Origin of the sequence: Variimorphobacter saccharofermentans (assembly GCF_014174405.1) — a bacterium.
GTDB classification, from domain to species: domain Bacteria; phylum Bacillota; class Clostridia; order Lachnospirales; family Lachnospiraceae; genus Mobilitalea; species Mobilitalea saccharofermentans.
The window spans coordinates 3,407,878-3,430,821 of the sequence record NZ_JACEGA010000001.1 but is presented as its reverse complement, the minus strand read 5'-3'; the positions used below and the strand labels follow the sequence as shown (position 1 = coordinate 3,430,821).

The 22,944-nt window shown below is 37.2% G+C and carries 23 protein-coding genes and 1 tRNA gene; 14 read left to right on the top strand and 10 right to left on the bottom strand.

Annotation, left to right across the window (positions count from 1 at the left end):
- Nucleotides 1-12: 12 nt before the first annotated feature.
- Together H0486_RS14855 and H0486_RS14850 are read left to right on the top strand one after the other, a co-directional pair.
- Entirely contained in the window at nucleotides 13-465 is a 453-nt protein-coding gene (locus H0486_RS14855; protein WP_228353738.1) for a hypothetical protein, read from the top strand.
- Nucleotides 466-574: 109 nt separating this feature from the next.
- Nucleotides 575-647 (top strand) — tRNA-Trp (locus H0486_RS14850).
- A 210-nt stretch (nucleotides 648-857) separates the two neighbouring features.
- Here H0486_RS14850 and H0486_RS14845 read toward each other — a convergent pair.
- Entirely contained in the window at nucleotides 858-1,058 is a 201-nt protein-coding gene (locus H0486_RS14845; RefSeq protein WP_228353737.1) for a cold-shock protein, read from the bottom strand.
- Nucleotides 1,059-1,730: 672 nt separating this feature from the next.
- Here H0486_RS14845 and H0486_RS14840 point away from each other — a divergent pair.
- Entirely contained in the window at nucleotides 1,731-2,474 is a 744-nt protein-coding gene (locus H0486_RS14840; RefSeq protein WP_228353736.1) for an N-acetylmuramoyl-L-alanine amidase, read from the top strand.
- 101 nt (nucleotides 2,475-2,575) lie between these two features.
- Here H0486_RS14840 and H0486_RS14835 read toward each other — a convergent pair whose 3' ends face one another.
- Nucleotides 2,576-2,830, bottom strand: a complete 255-nt coding sequence (locus H0486_RS14835) for a hypothetical protein (protein ID WP_228353735.1) — start codon at nucleotides 2,828-2,830, stop codon at nucleotides 2,576-2,578.
- Between the two features lie 267 nt (nucleotides 2,831-3,097).
- Between H0486_RS14835 and H0486_RS14830 the strand changes: the two genes are divergently transcribed.
- Both H0486_RS14830 and H0486_RS14825 read left to right on the top strand, forming a co-directional pair.
- Nucleotides 3,098-3,436, top strand: a complete 339-nt coding sequence (locus tag H0486_RS14830) for an ion transporter (protein WP_228353734.1) — start codon at nucleotides 3,098-3,100, stop codon at nucleotides 3,434-3,436.
- Nucleotides 3,420-3,827, top strand: a complete 408-nt coding sequence (locus H0486_RS14825; RefSeq protein ID WP_228353733.1) for a potassium channel family protein — start codon at nucleotides 3,420-3,422, stop codon at nucleotides 3,825-3,827. Before H0486_RS14830 ends, H0486_RS14825 begins: the two co-directional genes overlap by 17 nt.
- A gap of 386 nt (nucleotides 3,828-4,213) precedes the next feature.
- Here the strand turns inward: H0486_RS14825 and H0486_RS14820 are convergent, their stop codons facing one another.
- Nucleotides 4,214-4,432 carry a DUF6774 domain-containing protein gene (locus H0486_RS14820; RefSeq protein ID WP_228353732.1) on the bottom strand — a complete coding sequence of 73 codons (219 nt, stop codon included), beginning with the start codon at nucleotides 4,430-4,432 and terminating at the stop codon, nucleotides 4,214-4,216.
- A 223-nt stretch (nucleotides 4,433-4,655) separates the two neighbouring features.
- On the opposite strand from H0486_RS14820, the gene H0486_RS14815 reads away from it, so the two are divergent.
- On the top strand, nucleotides 4,656-5,045 hold the full coding sequence (locus H0486_RS14815) for a beta-sandwich lipoprotein (protein WP_228353731.1): 390 nt from the start codon (nucleotides 4,656-4,658) through the stop codon (nucleotides 5,043-5,045).
- 248 nt (nucleotides 5,046-5,293) lie between these two features.
- Nucleotides 5,294-6,598 (top strand): Ig-like domain-containing protein, encoded by a 1,305-nt coding sequence (locus H0486_RS14810; protein WP_228353730.1) that lies wholly within the window; start codon nucleotides 5,294-5,296, stop codon nucleotides 6,596-6,598.
- Between the two features lie 312 nt (nucleotides 6,599-6,910).
- Here H0486_RS14810 and H0486_RS14805 read toward each other — a convergent pair whose 3' ends face one another.
- From H0486_RS14805 to H0486_RS14795, 3 genes are all read right to left on the bottom strand, one after another.
- Nucleotides 6,911-8,215, bottom strand: a complete 1,305-nt coding sequence (locus H0486_RS14805) for a sensor histidine kinase (protein WP_228353729.1) — start codon at nucleotides 8,213-8,215, stop codon at nucleotides 6,911-6,913.
- A complete protein-coding gene (locus tag H0486_RS14800) occupies nucleotides 8,212-8,943 on the bottom strand; it encodes a LytR/AlgR family response regulator transcription factor (protein WP_228353728.1) in 732 nt (243 codons plus the stop codon). The genes H0486_RS14805 and H0486_RS14800 overlap by 4 nt, the downstream gene beginning before the upstream one ends.
- Nucleotides 8,944-9,119: 176 nt before the next feature.
- On the bottom strand, nucleotides 9,120-10,589 hold the full coding sequence (locus H0486_RS14795; protein ID WP_228351287.1) for an ISLre2 family transposase: 1,470 nt from the start codon (nucleotides 10,587-10,589) through the stop codon (nucleotides 9,120-9,122).
- Nucleotides 10,590-10,971: 382 nt separating this feature from the next.
- Here H0486_RS14795 and H0486_RS14790 point away from each other — a divergent pair, with 382 nt between their 5' ends.
- The 5 genes from H0486_RS14790 to yidA all read left to right on the top strand — a co-directional run bounded on the left by H0486_RS14790 (nucleotide 10,972) and on the right by yidA (nucleotide 15,580).
- Nucleotides 10,972-11,298 carry a hypothetical protein gene (locus H0486_RS14790; RefSeq protein ID WP_228353727.1) on the top strand — a complete coding sequence of 109 codons (327 nt, stop codon included), beginning with the start codon at nucleotides 10,972-10,974 and terminating at the stop codon, nucleotides 11,296-11,298.
- Nucleotides 11,295-11,438: a hypothetical protein gene (locus tag H0486_RS14785; RefSeq protein ID WP_228353726.1), complete on the top strand. Its 144-nt coding sequence runs from the start codon at nucleotides 11,295-11,297 to the stop codon at nucleotides 11,436-11,438. Before H0486_RS14790 ends, H0486_RS14785 begins: the two co-directional genes overlap by 4 nt.
- Before the next feature lie 43 nt (nucleotides 11,439-11,481).
- The gene (locus H0486_RS14780; protein ID WP_228353725.1) at nucleotides 11,482-11,865 is read left to right on the top strand and encodes a hypothetical protein; all 384 of its coding nucleotides are present in this window, start codon (nucleotides 11,482-11,484) and stop codon (nucleotides 11,863-11,865) included.
- Nucleotides 11,862-14,708, top strand: coding sequence for a WG repeat-containing protein (locus H0486_RS14775; RefSeq protein ID WP_228353724.1), 2,847 nt, complete (start codon nucleotides 11,862-11,864; stop codon nucleotides 14,706-14,708). Before H0486_RS14780 ends, H0486_RS14775 begins: the two co-directional genes overlap by 4 nt.
- 71 nt (nucleotides 14,709-14,779) lie before the next feature.
- Nucleotides 14,780-15,580: a sugar-phosphatase gene (gene yidA, locus H0486_RS14770; RefSeq protein ID WP_228353723.1), complete on the top strand. Its 801-nt coding sequence runs from the start codon at nucleotides 14,780-14,782 to the stop codon at nucleotides 15,578-15,580.
- Nucleotides 15,581-15,719: 139 nt separating this feature from the next.
- Here yidA and H0486_RS14765 read toward each other — a convergent pair whose 3' ends face one another.
- Both H0486_RS14765 and fba read right to left on the bottom strand, forming a co-directional pair.
- The gene (locus H0486_RS14765) at nucleotides 15,720-16,928 is read right to left on the bottom strand and encodes an FprA family A-type flavoprotein (protein WP_228353722.1); all 1,209 of its coding nucleotides are present in this window, start codon (nucleotides 16,926-16,928) and stop codon (nucleotides 15,720-15,722) included.
- Between the two features lie 435 nt (nucleotides 16,929-17,363).
- A complete protein-coding gene (fba, locus tag H0486_RS14760; RefSeq protein WP_228353721.1) occupies nucleotides 17,364-18,230 on the bottom strand; it encodes a class II fructose-1,6-bisphosphate aldolase in 867 nt (288 codons plus the stop codon).
- Between the two features lie 282 nt (nucleotides 18,231-18,512).
- On the opposite strand from fba, the gene H0486_RS14755 reads away from it, so the two are divergent.
- On the top strand, nucleotides 18,513-19,481 hold the full coding sequence (locus H0486_RS14755; protein WP_330594546.1) for a glycoside hydrolase family 130 protein: 969 nt from the start codon (nucleotides 18,513-18,515) through the stop codon (nucleotides 19,479-19,481).
- A gap of 192 nt (nucleotides 19,482-19,673) precedes the next feature.
- Here the strand turns inward: H0486_RS14755 and uxaC are convergent, their stop codons facing one another.
- Nucleotides 19,674-21,086, bottom strand: coding sequence for a glucuronate isomerase (gene uxaC / locus H0486_RS14750; protein WP_228353719.1), 1,413 nt, complete (start codon nucleotides 21,084-21,086; stop codon nucleotides 19,674-19,676).
- 336 nt (nucleotides 21,087-21,422) lie between these two features.
- Nucleotides 21,423-21,986, bottom strand: coding sequence for a hypothetical protein (locus tag H0486_RS14745; protein WP_228353718.1), 564 nt, complete (start codon nucleotides 21,984-21,986; stop codon nucleotides 21,423-21,425).
- A 252-nt stretch (nucleotides 21,987-22,238) separates the two neighbouring features.
- On the opposite strand from H0486_RS14745, the gene H0486_RS14740 reads away from it, so the two are divergent.
- On the top strand, nucleotides 22,239-22,913 hold the full coding sequence (locus H0486_RS14740; RefSeq protein WP_228353717.1) for a response regulator transcription factor: 675 nt from the start codon (nucleotides 22,239-22,241) through the stop codon (nucleotides 22,911-22,913).
- Nucleotides 22,914-22,944 lie beyond the last annotated feature (31 nt).

Here is a 22,944-nt window from a genome sequence, read left to right as displayed (position 1 = left end):
AGGGGGATAAAAATGAAAGATATGGTTAACGAAAGATTGCTGTTACTTTCTACAGCACAGGAAAGCTTGATGGACATTGCAGATATCCTTGATCAATGGGAAATATCCCAGAGATTGTTGGAGAAGAATTCATTTGACTTATTGAATGTATCGGACAGAATCTTAGATTTGGCTAAGGAAGGAAATCAACTTTCTAGTAAGCTGCAAAATTATAGTGAGGAGATTTCGCAGAATCAGAATGAGAAGAGTGTGGAGAAGACAATTGAATTCATTAATGAGATAGAGGAGATTATCCGCAACCTTCATAATGTAGCCAAGTCAATCAGCGAAGTATCTCATAATCTGGAACTGGAAGTCGTGTCACAGAAGGAGATCGAAGACGAGTTAAAGGACGCCGTAGATCATGTCAGCAAGAGCGTGGATTCTGCTGTTGCCTGTGCAGAAATGGTACTTGCTGAAATATAAAGACATCAGATATCGATGGTAAAAACTACTCACAAATGATAACATGAAAAATGCAAAATTATATTGACAATTTACACAATTCATAGTACTATAAATAGGCGACATAAATAGGGGTATAGTTCAGCTGGTAGAATAACGGTCTCCAAAACCGCAGGTCGTGGGTTCAAATCCTACTGCCCCTGGTCATGAAAAAAGGTTCACACGAAAGTGTGGACCTTTTTTTGATCAGGGGTAGTGTATCGATGAAGAAGACAGAGAAGAATACGCAGAGCGTATTCTTCAGAAGCCTTGCTTGCAAGGCTTTGTTCAACATCCTACTGCCCCGAAAATAATGTATTAAAGACATATAAAAAAGGCGTGTCGCATATGCGACACGCCTCTAATATGGCTATTTAAGCAATGTTAACATTGACTGCCTGCATTCCACGAGCACCCTTTGTTACTTCAAATGTCACAGCCTGACCTTCATCGATAGACTTATATCCATCCATAGCAAGTCCGGAGAAATGTACGAATATGTCATTACCTTGTTCATCAGAAATAAAACCAAAACCCTTTTGTGCATTAAACCATTTTACAGTACCTTTATTCATGAAAGATACCTCCTTAAATTTATTATACTCAAATAAATAAAAAACACATACCTCTGTAAATCAAAAAATGATCTACAAAAATATGTGAAATCAATTCTTTATTTAAAATACTATGTAACTATAACACAGTAAGAGATATAAGTCAAGAAATTAATTTCAATTTACCCATCCGTATGAAATTAATTTCAATTTACCCATCCGATGAAATTTCTTACATCAAATGGAGCGGTTAATACTTAAGAAAAGAGAATTATGGTATATATATTTTAATTGTATAAGATATATATTTGAGACAATGGGAGTAATAAAGCCATCTCAGATTCTAATTTTTTCAATGACATGAATTGTCGGATAGAATAATGTTTAGTGCTAGCGAATGCATTAAATCTTGAGGATCGTTAATGGGGCTTGGTATTTCCCTTTACATTGATATGTAAATAATAATCGCATCATTAGCACCGTAACCGTGGAGCCAAATGGCTCCTTTTTTAATACTATAATTATGTAAGGGTGGGTTTTTTCATGTATGCGTGAAAGTACATTTGTGAGAAATATTTGATTAGCTAATAAAATCGAAGTAAGTTAGACAATTTCAGCAAAATAAAACACTGGTGAGTTGTATTTTCACTTTGGTATCAAAGTTTGAAAGAAGAATTAGGACGGTGAATAATAATGGCAAAATATCTTATTGCAGTAGATTCTGGACATGGAATGCAAACCGCTGGTAAGCGAACACCGGCAATTCCAGAAGCATGGTTTAACAAGAAAAAGGGAGATATTATTCATGAGAAGGAATTTAATAAACCCGCAGCGGAATATCTTATAACAGCTCTGAAACGTTGCGGATTCGATACCATCAATGTTAGTCCAGGTACTGCCGACGTGTCGCTGAAAGATCGCTACACAAAAGCAAATAACGCTAAGGCTAATGCATTTGTATCTAAGCATTATAATGCTTTTAATGGTAAATGGGGTAAGCAAAACGGTATTGAAACTATCATATCACAGTATGCATCTGCTATGACAAAGGAACTGGCAAAAATGGTGCAAGCAGAGTTGGTTAAAGCCCACAGTCGTACCGATCGGGGAGTAAAAACAGATATACAGCAATCTGGAAATAATATAGCGATACTTCGATATACGAATATGCCTGCCATTATAACGGAATCAGGCTTTATGGATAATCTGGTCGAAGCAAAGACGATGCTTGATCCAGAATTCCAGAAGACAGATGCAGAAGCAACCTGCAGGGGAATATGTAAGTTTTTTGGAATAACATATGTTCCAGAGAAGACTGAGAAAGTAATTTATCGTGTCCAGGTTGGAGCGTATAGTAATCGTGAACTTGCGAATGATACCAAAAATAGATTAATAACCTTAGGGTATGATGCGATAGTAGTGGCAGATAAAAAATAGATAGTAATTAATAAACATTGTCAAAAGGCGCCCGAAGTATATACTTCAAAAGGCGCCTTTATATAATATTTCTCGAAAGTAATAGTATATGTAACCAAATACTACTTATAACATTTTTTACATGCAGTAAGACCAGCTTTTTTTGCTTCTTTTAGAGTAGACTTGTAGTATTTACCGTTACCGCACTTTTTCTTATGATATTTTTTTCCGGTACGAGTCACATAAACAGTGGTTGATTTTTTCGTACTGGCTTCAACTGTGACAGGAGTATTTTGCGTTGGTAAAGAAATTGGCGATAAGGGTAATAGTGAAATAGAAACAATAGCGATAAAAATAAGTTTCTTTATACGTTTCATGATATACCCTCCTAATGGTAAATTTTGAACAATATAAGTATATCATAATAAACATAAAATTACAAACTCTGCAAAAGAAGAATGATCTTATAAATGTTCCTAATGACATAATGGTAATAGTATATATAGAAATATTACATCATTTGTAAAATATATGTACTATTTGCTGTTATATGGTATAATACACAATATTAGAAAGTATGATTAATATTAGCTTAATCATGATTAACGGGAGTTTTAGCTTTATATTTAGGAGAAGAAGTTCATATGATTAAACTTAGAAAGAAGTTATATGACGTACTTGAAGAAACTAAAGACAATGATATTGTTACCAAGATATATAACTATTTCATGATGTTCATTATTGTTGTTAGTATCATTCCGATATGTTTCAAGACACAAACAGCATTGCTAAATGTAATTGATAAAGTAAGTGTAGGTATATTTATTATGGATTACTGTTTTAGGTGGATCATATATGATTTTAAGAAACCAGGTTTTAAGAGAAGAGCATTTATTGCGTATCCATTTTCTTTTTTTGCTGTGATAGATATCTTATCTATACTGCCATCAATTACCGTTATGAGTTATGAGTTATGGATTTAGACTATTTAAGTTACTCCGTTTGTTTAAGACTTTACGAATATTAAGACTACTAAGGTACTCCAGAAGTTTTCAAATTATAATAAATGTGTTGAATAAGGAAAAAACTGCATTAACTTCAGTCTGCTTTATGGCATTAGGCTATATTATAGTTTCTGCTTTAGTAATGTTTTCTGTTGAACCAGATAGCTTTAATACCTTTTTTGACGCTGTTTATTGGGCTACGACTGCATTAACAACTGTCGGTTACGGTGATATTTACCCAGTTACAACAATAGGAAGAATTGTAAGCATGGTATCATCTGTATTAGGAATTGCATTTGTTGCATTACCATCTGGTATTATAACTGCAGGATACATGAAAGAAATAAATGAGAAAGGCAACTTAAATTAAATAATTATGCATTTTACTCGAAATAGTTTAATGCTTAGGGATATAACGTGAATATGATAACAGATAAATATTATTTTACTCAGGGTTCGCAAAGGAGAAATCTCTTAAAAAAGGCTTTTTATATAATAAAAGGCTTCCTATGATGTTTTATCATTGAAAGCCTTAGTTAAATATTAATTTTACTGACTTTTGTCCACATCTTCGTCTCGTTTATTACTCATTCATCTCTTCTTCGAGTTGAGTCATATCAGCTTCAACTTTATCGTGAATTTCTTCATCTGATAGAGTATATAAAGGTCAAAGAGTGATAGGCAATCATTGAATACACCATAAGCACTCCGGCCAGAGCATACAATTTTTTCTCCAACCGAAGTACATAGGATGAACTAGCGAACAACGTTGTCCTTTGGATAACCAATATTATCATTATTAGCATTAATATCTGGATTGTTATCGCTTAGTTCTCTCACGGTTAGTATGGTTGCGAGTGTATCACCTAATTGGACAAATGCGGCAGATAGTATGGTTAACTCCTCAGTTGAACAGCATTTTGCTAGAGCGCAGGCAGCAGTGGAAATAAAAGCAACGAGTTCACATTCGCTCATGTTTATCACCTCATAAAAGTATATGCTACTTTTTTGCTATTAGTGTTCAAATTAAGCACATTATAAGCCAGTAAGGTAATTGTACAAGACGAATATTGAGATATGTATATATTAGTTGGTAAGATACAGGAAGAGATTCAAAGATAATGCATATTGACAGAACATGTGTATCACTGATAATCTCATAAGTAACAATACAACAATTTATGAAGGAGAGTATAATATGAAAAAGGGAATTTTATTGATTGCATTAATTGCTACTTTATTCTTAACAGGATGTGAAAGTGAAGCTGATAGAGTTTCGCATAACCTATCACAACAAGCAGATAATTTCAATGTTGTAAGACAGATTACGGTTATTAATTGTATTGAGGGTGATGTCTTATTTCAGATGACAGGGAAAATGTCCATAACAGCGGATACAGCAGACAATCAGCTAGAAATTATTGTGGAGGACGAGAATGGAAATTATAAAAAGCATTTTATTGGATTAAGCGATAATGTTACATACGTAGTAGAAGACTTAGATATTAACAATGTCTCAAAGTATAAATATACACTTAATTATAATCCCAAAATGTGGATCCCTGTTGATGTAGAGACTATCGATTAATAATGCATATTCCAAAATGATAATCACACGCATTTTACTATTATGCGGTTAAATACAATCATAGAAACATAATAAGTGAACCTCTATCGGCTACCATATGTCAGAGTATGGTGGCCGATATTTTTATCACATTCTATAAATTGCTTTTTAATCTACCTGGTACTTTGTGACTAAATACTGCAAATATATTGAAAAAAATTACAAAATGAGATATTATGGGAAATAATAGGAAAGGATGGTAATTATACATGAGAAAAATTAAAAACTTTATTGGATTTGCAGTATTTATAGCTAGTATTATTTTAGTTAGTACTAAAAGTTTTGCTGCTGAAGTAAAATATACTGAAAATCTAATACCCAAAATGACAAGCGCTACTTCGCCAAGCGGCAAAGTCAGTGCTGATTCTTATGATGGTGTTGAATATCATTGGCATGCATTTGATCGCGTTTTATCAACTTCAAGTAATTCTAATCACACTGCATGGGTATCAAATGTTGATAATTATGGTTGGTTGTCATATGAATTTTCAGAAAAAAAATGCATTACAAAATATGTAATTACAGTAGCAGGATATTGCGCACATGGAAGAGCACCTAAGAACTGGACATTTGAAGGTTTGAGTTTAGAGACTGGTAAATGGGTTATACTAGATAAGCATACGAATGAACCAGCCTGGGCTAATGGAGAAAAAAGGGCGTATACTTTTAACAACGAAACATATTTTAAAAGGTATAGAATTAATATAACAGCAACGCAAAACAGTGAAAACCGAGCATCCATTAATGAATTAGAAATGATGGAAACAATATACCCTTTGGATGCTCCGACTAACCTTAGTGTAATTGCAGGTGATTCACAAGCTAAATTATCATGGAATGCTGTAGAGGGCGCTACAAGCTATAATATAATGAGATCGACAGTATCAGGAGAGGAAGAATTCATTAAATCAGTATCAGGCGTATCCGGTTCAGCAATTACGTTTATTGATAAGGGGTTAACGAATGGTACGACATATTATTATGTTGTTAAAGCAGTCGGAAAAGATGGAGAGAGCCGCCGTTCAAATGAAGTAGCTGCTACACCATTATATGTAGCACCAGAGAAAGTATTAAAACTAGTTCTCGAAGTAAAAGAAGAGAAACAACTAAGCGTATCAGATGATTTAGAGGATAATACTGAATTAGAATGGACTTCTTCTGATGAGGCAATAGCAACAGTAGATGCAAATGGAAAAGTGAAAGCATTAAAGCCAGGAAACACTACGATAACATGCGTTAATGCCGATGGTTCCTATACGGATAGAATTAATGTATTGGTAGTAGATCTTGAATTACAGTTATCTGTAGACCTGCATATAGGAGAAACCTGCAGGCTGACGGTAGGAGACTTGGCAAATGCGGATAAGGTAACCTGGGTAGCTGATGATCCTACAATAGCGACTGTATCCAATAAAGGAAAGGTCACCGCTGTAAATGAAGGATTAACTTACATAACTGCTTTGGATGAGCAGGGCATTGAAGTAGGAAGAATATATATTAGAGTAAGACAGTAATAATACAAAAAGGGGCTGTTGCACAATATACATGCAGGGAATATGACTTACCTCACACACAGACGGAAGAACATATTGCTGATTTTGTATGTCTCATGCAAATATAAATAATCGCATGATTCACACAAAATACAGCAATCTGCTCTTCCGACAGTGCATTATGGTAAGTCATATTCCCTGCAAATGTATTATGCAACAGCCCCTTTTTACTAAGTATCTATATTGATAATTCTTTAGTACTTCAGAAGCTTGCTTCAATTATATGTTTCTCCATTTATATGTAATAGACTAAAACCAATCAGGCCCATTATATTATACGCCATGTTTCTCCTTACCCAGAGGTATCATAATCTGCATGATGAATACCCCGCCCTCCGTCTCAAAGGAATATAATCCTCCGTAACGCTCCACTATAGCAACTATACTCTTGATTCCGAAGCCATGTCCGGCTTCTTTTTTTGATGACATAGGTAGTTCACCATCTATATGAATTTCTCCCACATAAGCGTTTTCCGTGGAAATTACCAATTTATCACCGTTGATAATCGCATGAAAATAAACTTTGCGAAGCTTCTCATCCTCCAGCTGGGCAGCAGCTGCAATGGCGTTTTCCAGCGCATTGGAGAGTAGAGCACATAGCTCCGTGTCATTCACTCCTAGTTCCCTCGGTAGTTTGACATCAGTCTGTAGAAGAACACGGTACCTTTTCGCTCTTGTTACAAAGCTGGACAAAATTAAATTAACAGTTTCGTTCTCGCAATAACGTACTGGAGTTAATGAATCAATATCAGCTACTGTACTGGCAAGATAATCTTTGATTTTCTGAAGATCACCTTCGGCAGCAAAGCCACCAATCAGTGACAGATGGTGACGCATATCATGACGATAGATTATGGTATTGTTTTGCATCTGACGCATGATGTCCAATTCCAATTGTGACTGCTGTAGCTGGGAAATAAGAATGTCCCTCTCTCGCTGTGCTATGCTCTGCTTTTGAAATTCATTGGTGTATAGAAGCACAAATACTAAGTAGAAGGTACATATTACAGAAGGAGCAAATTGCACTGCTTCACGAGCACCAGTATACAACAGATTTGTATAAATGGTAGTGGCATAATCGAACAAATAGTACAAAAGAGGCACTGCACCAAAAAGCAGGCAGGAGCGTGTTGATCGCTCTACTAGCCGTATTACTGAGTCAGCCACATATTTATTCAGAAAATAATATACGACACACATAGCAATAAGGTAAGCTATATGGTCTGCATAACGATTTCCGAAAATTGCAACAGATAACGAACCGATCCACTTGGGTATCTGACAGCAAAGATATGCTGTCAGCACACTGCTGAATGAAATCGACCATGGGCGTTTGAAATATAGGGCAATAAACATAATTGACGGCAAGTGAGTAATAAAGGGGTACAGCTTCATTGTGGTCTGTAAGCCCAGCGCCTGCCAGCATAATATCTGAATTAAAAGTATAAATGTATAGAATATAATGATTGCCAGATTACCTTTCCGTGAACGTTGTACACCGGCAAATAAAATAGATACCGCTACACCAAACACCAAAACAATACCGGAACGGAATAAAACAATAATAGTATCCATCATAATATAGTCCTCCGCTCACTTGGTGATAGCAAATACTTCATATATACTGCTTTTGCATTGGGAAAGGCATCCCTTGCCACAGGCACCGTTTTACCGATGGTAGTAACAAAACCCTTCTTATTCAGCTCAGTGACCTGGCGAAGGTTCACGATATAAGATCGGTGAGGCTTAAGAAAATAGGAGTATGACAACAGGTCACTTTCATAATCGGCAAGGTAACCATATGCTTCTCGCACTTCGCCTTTTGTCAGAACAAATTGTACGGAGCGGTTGATAACTTCCACATATATAATTTGTGAAAATGGCAACTTTACAATGCCGCTTCCTGTCTTCAGTGTCAGATACATATCTTCTTGCGTAAACCTGGCAAGCTGTTTGCTAATAGAAGGAAATATTTCGTCCTTGCATGCCGGTTTCAATATATAATCTGTAGCACCGACACGATAACTCTCCACTGCATACTCACGGGATGAGGTAAGGAAAATAATTGGAATTTCGCTGCCTGTATTGCGAATTTCTTTCGCAGCATCCATTCCTGTCACTCCGGGCATAAGGATGTCCAAAAGTAATAGATCAAATTGTCTGGTTTTCATAGTCTCTATAAGATCAGTAGCATTGTGAAAGGCTTCGTATGTAACTGAGCTGTCCACCTCCCGGTAGTAATCCTCCAATAAAGAGGAGATACGGGAAAGTTCATCCAAATTATCGTCGCAAACAGCTATATGCATATTGATCGCCTCCGTTTATGTCAGACTTTAAGCATATTCTAACATAAAGCGACAATCGCATCAATAATGCGAATAACAAATGATTGCGTAACTATACTGTAGGAAATAGAGAGGCGAAGTTCACCAAAGATGTGTTTTAGAATTCACACCTATACTATACCTTTTTATATATTCTTTTACAAGCCCCATATATGGGCGTTAAACCATGCATATTTCCTTACATCAGCACTCACACTATGGCTTATACTTTCCATATACTTACCCAGTTCATTACGTTTATTCTTCTCAGAACGAAGAACCTCCTCACAGCTTATTATATCATTTTCTTCAGCTCCTGCAGCCTTTGTCTGCCTCCTCTGTTTTCTTACCAATTCCAGCATATCTCCACCATTATAATAATACGCTCTTAAATGTGCCATCTTATCTACACCCATCCTACTCCATCCCATTGGTCTTGAACTCATCCTTGAGGACAGCACATGACTGACATGGCCTTCTGCACTACATCCCACTATACCTTCTTTTTCTTCTAAACGAACTTTCACTGCAGACCAATTAGAGAGAATATATTCTTTACTCTCTTTGACTCTCTTTATGGTTGCTTCTCCGTCTGTAACCTTCAAAATCTTTTCTATCACTTTTTCGAATTCTCTCTTCGTCCCACTTCTCATCGTTTTAAACATTTCCTGACGTGCTTCTTCAGCTGAATCCAGTAAATGTGATGTGGCTCGTATCATATACTTGTTTAAATGAAATTCATCCAGAACATAGGTAAGTCCGGCCAGTCTTCTTTTTCCTGCTTTTATCCACCCTCCTCCATCTCCATTTAGATATATTTTCTCGATGCTGTCTATATCGTAGTTACAACGTATATAGTCATACACCTCATCCCAAAGTTTACTATTATCTTCTCCAGAGTATGTGCCACAAAAGTAGTAAGGATTTATAAGCCGATTTCGTTTACTTTTCGGACCTTCTTTTTCTATTCCCTCATATACATAGACGATTTTGGTTATTATGCAGTTATTCTTCACATGATTATCATTTTTCACAAGATCCCCTTTCCGTTCCCGGAATTGTAAGGATATATGATCTTCATCTGCGTCTATGTACAAGTATTTTACTTTTTTCTTATTAGGTAAATCTTTATATTCGTTTTGAAACTCAAGGCTATGAATTTTATTCTTCACCGTCTGCTTGCTTACAATTTCACTTATACTGATTGCCTGACCTGCCTTACGATAGGATGTTTCAACTGATTCTTCAAGCATTTTTGCTTCTGCATCCTCAGTTAATCTTTCATGCCCTTCAATACCTAATATCCGATCTAAGAGATAGCCCCTTTCCCCAGTTACCTTATTCTTAAATAAGGTTTTCTCAAAACAGACCTTTCCTAATGATGTGATAAGAGTTTTTTCATCCTTCTTTACGATTTGCCAATCCTTTTTCCTCTTTCCACTATTCCTTAGCGTTTCATCACAGCTTTCTAGTGTTTCTTTAATAATATCCAGACCAAGCTTAATTATGTTGTCTTGAATTCCATAGACAAAGGAAGCCATATCCTTTGGATTCTTCAAAAATTTTTCTACTTCTTTTTCAAGATTTCTAATGCCAACCTCTTCAAAATGTTGTATACTTTTAATCATAAGAGAACACCTTCCTTTATGTTTTGTTTTGTGTGATGACTTAATCTTAACACAAAGTTTGGTGTTCTCTTATTCTTTATTTATTTTTTCCTACAAAAATTTTACGCTATAATAACAAATATAGTTGAAATAAGGTGCAATTGTTACAGATTCTTGGGTTGATAGGAAACAAGAAGAAAAAGACTAGGTAAATTTTAGAAACTCGATTACAAAAGGAGGAAAGTGATTTTGCAATTAACCCCAAAAATGATTTAAACGACAGTATATTACGATTCGTGCGGTAGGAGACACGATTCGTGCGGTAGATGGTTTTCAGTGAAAAAAATCTGATAATATTGTGTTAACTGATAATGATACTACAAGAAGTGGGAGGTGATGATTTGTGACAGCGGCTACGCTTGGTTGGTTTATCGCGGGAGTTTGCATTACAGCATTTATTATATTGTGGTTTGCTGTGAGTTATAAAGAAGTATCTGCAAAGAAGAAAAGCCTTGATATAATCAGCGAGCAAGTGCAAATGCATCGAAGATTGCATATGCAGGAACGAGGAGGGGAGAATGACGCAGCAGCACAATTAATTTTAGAGAATAAACTCATGGTTTATAGAGAAGTAGAGAAAAGTTATAACTCTCTTATAAAAAAACCCATGAATCGTATTCCAGCATATATTATGGGATTTCGTCCGATAGGAAAGGAGAGGGTAATATGATATACATCTGTGAGATCTGTGGCTTTATCTTCAATCGATTGGGAGAGATTGAGGAATGCCCAGCATGTGAAGCAAAGCATATTCGCTCTGCTACTGAGGAAGAAACCCTAAGATTACAAGAACTTTTAGAACAAGAATAAGTAAGAAAATGGTATTACAGGAGATGAGGCGGCAGATATACCGGTGCTATTTATTGATTTGACTCTGTATAAGCAGGTTGGTAGCCAGGAACAGACAAAGGTTACCGAGACCAAGGATAAAATCAGTATTAGCATCGAAATACCGGAAGAGCTTCGAAATACGAGTGAAGTAAGAATCAGGGAGTTTTATGTACTTCGTGTTCATAACGGAGAGGTAAGCAGAATAGAAGGAACCTATGATCCGGTAACGCATTTATTTACCTTTGAGACGGATAGATTTTCCACCTACGCCCTGGCTTACCAGGATATCATAAAGGTTCAGACCTATCAGGACTTCCATCATCTGCGTCTGACCGCAAAGGCTGGTAAGACCTCACATATTTTTAGCAATTTAAGCAATAAAAGGAAAGGAGACAGTATTTTATGAAAAAGCGATTACTCAGTATGATCCTGATTGTATGTATGATACTGCCCCAGATACAACTGACGGCTTCGGCAGCATCAAAGAATTTTAACGATGAGGATGTTACCTGGCTAGGTACCGAGAACGAATATAAAAAGACATTGAAAGCTATGTTTGATCACGGACTTCGTAAGGTACCTGTGGGAGACGCAGCGAAAGATGGAAGCCTTTCTAACATCAAATATGGCCTTGTGGACTCTACCGGTAAATTTGCCGTAGAACCGATCTATGATAAGATTGAGGCATATTACATATCAGCGAAGGAAGATAGTTCGCTTGATCAACCACTAAGGGAAACCATATTCGTTGATGGATATGTTCAGGCGGTAAGAGACGGAAAAATGGGGCTTTTGGATACCAAGGGTAAGGAGGTCATTCCCTGCCAATATCATGCGGTAGGACTACCGGTTGAAGGTATCAGCCGTATCATCAAAAAAACAGGTGACAAGTATTATCTTGGCTACTGGAACTTTGAGAAGGGTAAGGAAATTGTAAAGCCAAAATACCCAGTTAGTGGCTCTGATGCAACAGCTCAAGGTACTCCCGCTAATTATGAGCCATTAAGCCGCAGTGCTGAATGGGATATAGCGGATGACCGCTCCGACTATTATAAAAATATTGGCAGCAATCGAATATCTGTGCAATACGATTTTAACGGAGGATATGCCCTGGTACCTACAGGAAAGGTAGAAACGGTAGATTTGTCAAAGGGTGTATCAAATCCCAATCCGAGTAAGAGCTATGCATATCTAATTTATGCTCAAGTGATTGATAAAAATGGTAAGGAAATTCTTTCCGGTGGTCCCTATCCCTACCGTTATAATGGTATTTATCCGCAAGCGGGACCCTATATGATTTATCACCAGGTAAAAAAGGAAAAACTGACCTTAAAAAGGGACGGAGGCACGATCTCTTTTAGTAAGTATCTTGCAGCCGGTGTAGTAGGGAATAAGGGAGTGGTTATCAAAGCTCAGTATCACGGTGGTATCCGTGGAAATTCTGCTACAGGATGGTATCCTGCTGATGCCAATATGCAGATTGTTCCGGAATATAATTTATTTATTACAGCAAAGGATGTATCTGGTGGCAAGAAAGAGGGTGGTGCCAGAGTTGGTGTTATTAATATAAAGAATAAGGCAGTTCTACCGTTTGAATTTGATTATGAATTTGGTCCAAAATATGACTCGGTAAATAAGGCATTCGTTGCCGGTAATATTTACAAGATGAATGGTTCTAAAATACCTAAATCTGAAAATGCGGTAGTTGATCAAATGACATCGGAGACAGTCATTGGGAATGGATACTTCCATATTCAGGATAAGAAGGGAAACTACACCGGTGTCGTATCAATAAAAACAGGCAAGGCATATACTCATAAGAACCTTAATTCCCCGTACACCCTTAACTGGTGGGAAGCCTTCTCCAAAGTAAGTGTAGATGATACCCTTTGGGTGACACAAACGGATAAGAAAGGCAATCGAAAATGGGGACTTGTAAATCTACAGGGCAAGGTGCTTCTACCCTTCGAGTATGATTATGCAGTAACTGATCAGTGGACAAGAGCAAAGAATGGATATGCCTTAGTTAAGCAGAATGGGAAATGTGGTATAGTGAATACGAAGGGAAAAGTGCTTCTGCCATGTAAGTATTGGATAATTAATGAAGATGGGGATTATTTTGTAGCTGCTGATGATTCCAGTGGAAGCGCTTTATACGGTTTGTTTGATTTGAAAACAGGGAAGATGCTGATACCATGTTCCTACTATTCTATAGGAGCGATAATAGAAGGTACCTTTGCAGCAAAGCTAGGTCCAAGCTTATACGCCCTTGTGAATGATAAAGGAGAAGTAATCACTCCGTCTTATCTAACCTTTAGTGCATCTGGTCGTGGTCTGTTCTATAATGTAAATTATGATTATGTAGGACCGGACGGCAAGATTGTATTCCCAAGAAATGCATCCGTGGGAATGTATAATGGTAAGAGAGTATATTATGGAGAGGATCTTACTATCGTGGTAAAGGATGGAAGGGTCGGCTATATGAATGCTTCAAGACTGGCAAGAGGTGGCAAACTACCTACTACGCCTTTAACAAAATATGAACCTTCGCCCTATAATTCCACATTAAAATATCGTCTAATCCAGTATCCCGGCAAACAAGTCTATAAAATTGGCGAGCCTTTTGAAATCAAGGGCTTTATACTACATTCAGAGGATATTGATGGAACACGGAAAGTACTTGACAACTCCAAGGTTCATTTTCTGGTGTCTAATACGGTCAAGGTTACAGATGGATATAAATTCACAGCTGCGGGAATTAAGAAAATGGAGTGCTACTATGATGGAGTGAAGACAGATGTTTCCTTTGAGGTTATGGTTCTGGACACGGCTGCTACAGGAGATTTACTGGATAATGGCACATATACCATAGGTGTCTATGGGAAGTATCTAAAGATTGTGAATGGTTATATTGAGCTATGGGACACTGAGCCCGCAGATAAGTTTACCGTCAAGCTGATCAATTATGATAAGGATCGTGGTCCTAAGTATGTAATTATGACAGAGGGCGGACAATACCTTGCACAGGGATCCTCCAAAGATGGTGACCAGCTGATTGTTTCTAATACTGCCCATGCATGGCGCATAAATAAGTACAGTAAATTCTGTACCATCAGGGACTATGGGAAGCAGCAATTAGCTGTCAATGCTTCAGGACAGAAGAGCAGTAATGGTACGAAGATCATCGTCTGGTCACACACCGGCTCAGCGCCCGAGAATGCAAAGCTTACCTTTACACCGGTAAAATAGAATTCCATACTTGCTTTTTTCGTCGTTTTATGATATTTTCTAAAGCAATTGGAGTTTTATTGGAGGAAAAGATGTATAAACTGATAGCAGTCGACATGGACGGAACACTTCTTAATGAAAAAAAGGAAATATCAAAAAGATCGTTAAAAGCAATCTATCGCTTGAAGGAAAAGGGAAAAAAGCTTGTATTGGCAACAGGAAGACCGTTAAACGGCGTAATGAGATATATTGAGAAATTGAACTTATATGATGAAAATGATTATGTTGTTGCATTTAATGGAGCACTTGTTCAGAGTACAAAATCGAAAGAGATCATATATAATAAGCCATTATCTCTCAGTGCCTATAAAGAACTGTATAAACTAAGTCTGGAATTAGGTGTGAACATTCATGCTCTCACCGATCAGAGTGTGCTAACACCGAAAAACAATCCTTTTACTCAGATTGAATCCAGTATAAATCAGATACCGATTATTGAAGGTGCAGTTGAAGAGATAGATGCTTCAACCATTATCGTAAAGGTGATGTTTGTTGATGAACCGGATAAGTTGGATGAAATCATTCCTAAGCTTCCAGCTTCAATCAAAAATAAATACACAATACTTCGAAGTGCTCCGTATTTTTTAGAGTTCCTGGACAAAACGGTGAATAAGGGAACAGGAGTTTCTGCTGTTGCCACACAGCTTGGTCTAAATCGTGAGGAAGTAATATGCGTGGGCGATGCAGGAAATGATTTGGATATGATACGTTATGCCGGACTAGGAGTTGCCATGGGAAATGCATTTGAAGAAATCAAGTCGGAGGCAGATTACGTTACCTATTCCAATGAAGAAGATGGCGTAGCATATGTAATAGAGGAATTCATGTTATAAGAAGTGTTGACTTAAATCAAGGTGCGAATGTAATAAATATAAGCAGGGATTATGATTTGCCATAACGCAGTATCGGAGAAGATACTTCCGTCTGCGTATGAGGTAAATTATAATCCCTGCTTATATATACAAAGGCATTTTATTCTTTTAAAGATTCAGCAATCGCATCAGCAATTGCATCTAACTCATGCTCATTTTCCGGCTTTAAGGTAGACTTAATATCGATGGGTGTACCGACAAGAGTCATCTCCTTCATGGATTCAACGATTTCTGTCATCCCCTTGAGTGCTGCAGAAGACCAGGAATGATTGCCGAGTAAAGTGACGTTGCGGTTTTTAATTCCAAGGACAGCGAGTTCCCTTAATAAGGAATCCATCATAAAGTATAAATGCATATTATAGGTTGGAGAACCAAATACCACATTACTATATTTAAATACGTCGGATATGATATAGGATGGATGAGTCTTGGAAACATCATACATACGCATGTCTTTGATCCCGCGTTTTGCCAACTTTATGGCCAATGAATTCATGACATTCTCGGTATTACCATACATGGAGGCATATGCCAGTACAACTCCTTTTTTCTCGGGTACATAACGACTCCATAAGTCATATTTGTCAAGAATATAGGATATATTTTCACCACGCCAGATAAGTCCGTGTAAGGAGCAAATCATGGTAATCTTCAGACCGGCCAGTTTTTTCATAATTGCCTGTACCTGTGGGCCATATCTTCCTACAATATTGGTATAGTAACGTCTGGCTTCATCCAGATAATAACTATCATACTCAACCTCATCAGCAAAAAGATTACCTGCAAAGGCACCAAAGGATCCAAAGGCATCTGCCGAGAACAGTATGCCCTTAGAAGTCTCATAGGTAAACATTACCTCAGGCCAGTGCACCATAGGAGCAAAATAAAAGCGTAAGGTATGGCTTCCAAGTGAGAGTTCATTTCCCTCCTTCACTTCATAGTAATTGGAAGACATGTCAAGGCTGTAATACTGCCTCATCAACTGAAAGGTTTTTTGATTGCCGACCAACTTTACATTCGGATATCTTCGTACAATTTCTTCGATATTTGCACAATGATCAGGTTCCATATGATTTATAATCAGATAATCAAGAGATCTGCCATTGAGCGCATGTGTAATGTTCTCAAGATAAAGAGCACTAATGGAAGAATCAACGGTATCTAAGACAGCTGTTTTCTCATCCAATATCAAATATGAATTATATGCTACGCCGTTAGGTAATGGAAACATGTTCTCAAAACGCTCCAAACGTCGATCACTGCCACCAATCCAATAAATACTTGGGGATATTTCATATATATTATGCATAACCATTTCTCCTATCTTATGTTCTGTTATATATATCATAATATTAACCATTATTAATGGTTTTGTAAAGTCGTATTCCATATAATATTTGAACCATACTAGAGCGGATCATTATCTGCTATCTATATATAAAATAATAAAAATATGTATTATTTTGCACCATCAGTAAAAAATTACCATTTATCCACACTATCAACAATGCTGCGTGGATAATTTACAAAAAATGTAATTCAACAATAAAATCACAGTCTGTGATATCCCTTATGCTGCATAGATTTACAACATTCCATGAAATAGTGATATTATATTGTGATATATATTTCATAGTAATATCCTGGATTATAATAGAAATAACACTGAGATTCTATATCCTGTCACTCCGATCGTGATACAAAATCCAGTGTTATTTATATAATTACTTATGTTACTACATAATTAAGCTTTGCCAACAGATCCGAACAATTCCATTTTTTCTTTAACAGTAGCTTTAATTGCTTCAAAACCGGGAGCTAATAATTTACGAGGATCAAAGCCTTTGCCGGATAAATCTTTGCCTTCCTCAATGTACTTACGTGTTGCTTCCTGGAAAGCTAACTGGCATTCTGTGTTTACATTGATTTTAGCTACACCAAGAGAGATCGCTTTCTTAATCATATCCTCAGGAATACCGGTACCTCCGTGAAGTACTAAAGGCATGTCACCTGTCTTTTGCTGAACAGCATCCAAAGTCTCGAAGCTAAGACCCGGCCAGTTTTCAGGATATTTACCATGAATATTTCCAATACCTGCAGCAAGCATTGTTACACCTAAATCAGCAATTGCCTTGCATTCATTGGGATCTGCGCATTCACCAGCTCCAACAACACCGTCTTCTTCACCACCAATAGATCCAACCTCTGCTTCAATAGAAAGACCCTTGCTGTTACATATGGATACTAATTCCTTGGTTTTCTTGATATTCTCTTCAATGGGATAATGAGAACCGTCGAACATTACGGAAGAAAATCCTGCTTCGATACAAGCGAGAGCTCCATCATAGCTACCGTGATCTAAGTGAAGAGCAACAGGAACTGTAATCTTTAATTCCTCTAACATGCCATTTACCATACCTACGACTGTTTTATAACCGCACATATATTTTCCGGCACCCTCTGACACACCAAGAATTACGGGTGATTTCATCTCTTCTGCTGTTAATAAGATGGCCTTTGTCCATTCAAGATTGTTGATATTGAACTGACCAACAGCGTACTTTCCTTGTTTTGCCTTTGTTAGCATTTCTTTTGCAGACACTAATGCCATATAAGTTATCCTCCTGTAAATAAAATATATTTAATTAAATTAAAAACCTATCTTAGGGCTTCATTATAATAGTTTATCAAGAATTTGTCAAACTACTCAATGGATTTTATTTTGTGGTTCTGATCTAAATACGCCATCCTTTGCGTTAAATGATAATTATCGTAAAAGTAACAAGAAAGGGTGGACAAATTGGTATTACATTGGTATAATAGGGTACATAAAATGCACTATGAATGCACGATTAATGCACAGTACATTTATTAAATTACAATGGAGGTTATTATGATAATAGGTGCGAATTTACCCAATATACCGTGGCAGGAAAGACCACAAGGCTGTAATGATATTGTCTGGAGATACAGTAATAATCCGATTATTCACAGACACCAGATACCAGGTGCCAATAGTATATTCAATAGTGCTGTTGTCGCTAAGGATGGTGCATTTGTTGGCATTTTTAGAAGCGATGATAAAGCGATGCAGCAACATTTGTTTTTAGGAAAGAGTCAAAATGGTATCGATTGGGATATTGAACATGATCCAATGCCTTTATTCAATCAGAAGGAAGAACAGGTTGGTGTTGCATGTGGCTATGATCCACGTGTATGCTGGATTGAGGACAGATACTATGTTACCTGGTGCAACAATTATCATGGTCCTACAATCGGGGTTGCTTATTCCTATGATTTCAAGAAATTCTATCAATTAGAAAATGCATTTCTTCCATTTAATCGGAATGGGGTAATGTTCCCACGTAAGATTAACGGCAAGTATATGATGTTTTCTCGTCCCAGCGATAACGGACATACTCCATTCGGTGATATGTATCTCAGCCAAAGTCCTGATATGGAGCATTGGGGTTATCATCGTTATGTCATGAAGGCGGAAGGCTGGGCATGGACGAAGATTGGCGCAGGCCCCATTCCGATTGAGACGGACGAAGGCTGGCTGCTTATTTTCCATGGAGTAGGAACAACCTGCAATGGTATGATTTATTCTATGGGTGCTGCTATTCTGGATATCGATGAGCCTTGGAAGGTAAAATACAGATGTAAACCGTTTATATTCCACCCGGAAGAAATATATGAGTGTGTGGGAGATGTACCGAATGTTACTTTCCCGTGTGCAACCTTGCAGGATGCTGCGACTGGTAGAATTGCTATATATTATGGAGCGGCTGATACAGTGGTGGCTCTGGCATTTACCCAGGTTGATGAACTTATAAAATACATTAAGGATAATGCTCTATAAATGTATGAAGAATAAGGAATGAAAATAATAATAAAGAACGCTACATATTATAGCTAATACACAAAAGCCCCTGTAAATCAGATCGCTATCTATAGACTGAAGTTTATTAGATCTGATTTTCAGGGGTATATAATTAAAAAGAAAAATAAACGCAACCACAATAACCGGGAAGCTCATGGACAGAGATCTTTCTTATTTCAGTTGATCAAATCCGAAGTAATGGTATGCATTATAATAGGAGATATTTTCTACAAGCTCCTTCAGGGTTTCATAGTCCTGAGGATATTCACCGTTCTCTACCCATTTTCCGAATAAATCACAGAGAATTCGGCGGAAATATTCGTGTCTTGGATAGGACAGAAAGCTTCTGGAGTCAGTAAGCATTCCGACGAAGCCTGCCAGGAAACCAACATTAGCCAGCGAAGTCATCTGATCGGTCATTCCTGTTCTATGGTCATTGAACCACCATGCACTTCCGTGTTGGATCTTTCCAACAGCACTGGAATCCTGGAAACATCCGATTATGGTTCCGATAGCAGCATTATCCGTAGGATTCAGGCTATAAATAATCGTCTTGGGAAGCTGGTCCTTTATATTCAACGCGTTCAGAAAGTCTGCCATCTGTGCTGCCGGAGCATAATTATTGATGCAATCGAAGCCAGTATCAGGACCCAGTACCTGAAATGCACGGGAATTATTATTGCGTTTGCATCCATAGTGAAGCTGCATAACCCACCCATATTTGTGATATGTTTTCCCCATTTGAATTAGGAAATCGGTTTTAAATTGGAGCGTTTCCTGCTCAGTGAGAGGAATATTGTTTAGACGCTTTGCAAATATGGAGCGAATAGTATCCTCTGAAGCAGGTGCATACATGATATAATCAAGACCATGGTCAGAAATACGACAATTTTGGCTGTGGAAGAACTCAATACGCTTATTTAATGCATTCATTAAGGAATCATAGCTGGTAATCTGGATTCCAGATACATTACTTAAGGTATCAAGATACTGAAGATAATCCTCTTTTTCAATATTCATGGCTTTGTCCGGTCGCCAAGCCGGAAAAACTTTGACATCAAACTCAGAAGCTTTTGATATTTCCTGATGCCATTCTAAGCGATTCACAGGGTCGTCCGTTGTACAGATATGTGTTACGTTGGACTTTCTTATGATATTACGAGCGCTCATGGACTTATCTGCGAGCTTTTCATTACATAATTCCCATACCTTTTCTGCAGTGTTCTTATTTAACACTCCGTGATAGTCGAAATAACGTTGTAATTCGAGATGACTCCAATGATAGAGTGGATTACCGATGGATTTGCCTAAGGTTTCTGCCCACTTTATAAATTTCTCTTTATCCGATGCGTTCCCGGTAATGTATGCTTCATCTAATCCATTCGCACGCATTAAGCGCCACTTGTAGTGATCTCCGCCAAGCCATATCTGGGTTATGTTATCAAAACGCCTGTCCTGAGCAATTTCCTTGGGGTTAATATGGCAATGATAATCAATAATAGGCAGCTTAGCAGCAAAATTGTGATATAAATGGATTGCGGTATCTGTCGATAACAGAAAATCTTGATCTAGAAATTGTTTCATTGTTAATACCCTCTTTATTCATTATTTTATATCAGTAATAGTACAGGTGTAATACTAGTATGTAATTGGATTTTAACTATTACCTTATATATTGAAAGTAAGTATGATATACAACAACAGTTTAAGACAAGCCACAATAAATTACAATAGAATTTATAAATTTGTGAAAACAACTTAGTAGAAAACAACTTATCGAATCAATAATGGCTGATGGAAAATGTAGTGAAAGAGATTAGGAAAGGATATAATCTCCGCACTACAGCTTTCATCAGCCGCTTAATATAACATTATGGAAAATGTATATCTCGTAGTAAAAATGATTAAATTTGTAGTAATCTATCTAGCCTTAATCTTAGCATTGGCAGGAATGCTAATCACATGCTGTAGTGGCTTCCAAACAGCAACAGCAATTGCAAAGTCAAATAAGCTGTGTACGACAGTTCCTACACCAACCAGCAGAAGTACATTCACAATATAGGTGGTAGTATCAGCGGTTCCTCCAAAATAGAATATGGTTGATACGAATACTTCCGCGATCGCATGAACCAGAGAGATTAATAATGCGAATGGTATGGAGCTTTTGAATGATAATAGGATATTACCGTTCTTCTTTAACATCAATGCTCCTAGTGTAGCAAATATGATATGGGTTAATGCTCTCCATACAACAACCATAGGAAAACCAGCAATGAAAAATCCGACACCGGTAATCGCCGCAACAGAAATTGCAACGGCAGGAGATATAAACATAGCGATAAATACTGCTACATGGCTTGCTAAGGTAAAGGATGCCGGTTCAATTAATATTTTCAAAGGGGAAAACATCGGGATGATAATTCCCACTGCACATAACATTGCTGCAACTGTCATTGATTTGATTTTGTTCATTTGATTTGTCATACTTACCTCCAATTGATGCCTTCAGGCAATAATTCTTTTATTTGTCCCAGTTTTCAGACATGATAGCTGTCTTGTCAGCTGTAATTATAGCTGACAATATTTCGGTTGTCAATGAAAAAATTGAAATAATCGATATGTGACTTTAGTTGAGGCCACGGCGATGAAGCATTTTATTTCTTGCCATTTATATGAAAATGTTCTAGTATTAGAGTAAAGTAAATGTATTGATACCACTTCTAGGAGGCTTAAGATATGCCAAAGTACGACTGCTTAATTGTGGATGATGAGGAGGCTTTATCACAAAGTACTTGTGAGTATTTTAACATGTTTGGAGTCAAGACCTTTTGGGCAGCAAATGAAAAAGAGTGTGAGGACTTTTTGAAATATAATACAACGGACTTAATCCTACTGGATATTAATTTGGGAAAGACATCCGGGTTTGCAGTATGTAAAAAGCTGAGGGAGACCACGGATATTCCGATATTATTTATCAGTGCAAGAAGAAGTGATGATGATGTGCTTCTGGCTTTAAATATAGGGGGAGATGATTATATCTCAAAGCCCTACTCCCTGCAAATATTGTTGGCAAAGGTGAAGACTGTACTTAAGAGATACCGCGGAAATCCGGATAATCTGATCAGCTTTGGCGATTATACCATCGACTTTACGACCGAGAAGCTGTTATATCAAGGGAATGAAGTGAAGCTGAAATCCATGGAGTATAAGCTGTTGGCTTATCTGATTCAGAATAGAAATCGTACCATTACAAAAGACGAATTATTTCTCAGAGTCTGGGGAGATTCCATAACTGGGGATGGCACCTTGAATGTACATATAAGAAGACTGCGGGAGAAGATTGAGAAGGATCCCAATAATCCTTGCTATATCAAAACAATCTGGGGGACTGGTTATTCATTTGAGCTATAGCACTGGAGTGAAAATAGCAAGTTATCATATT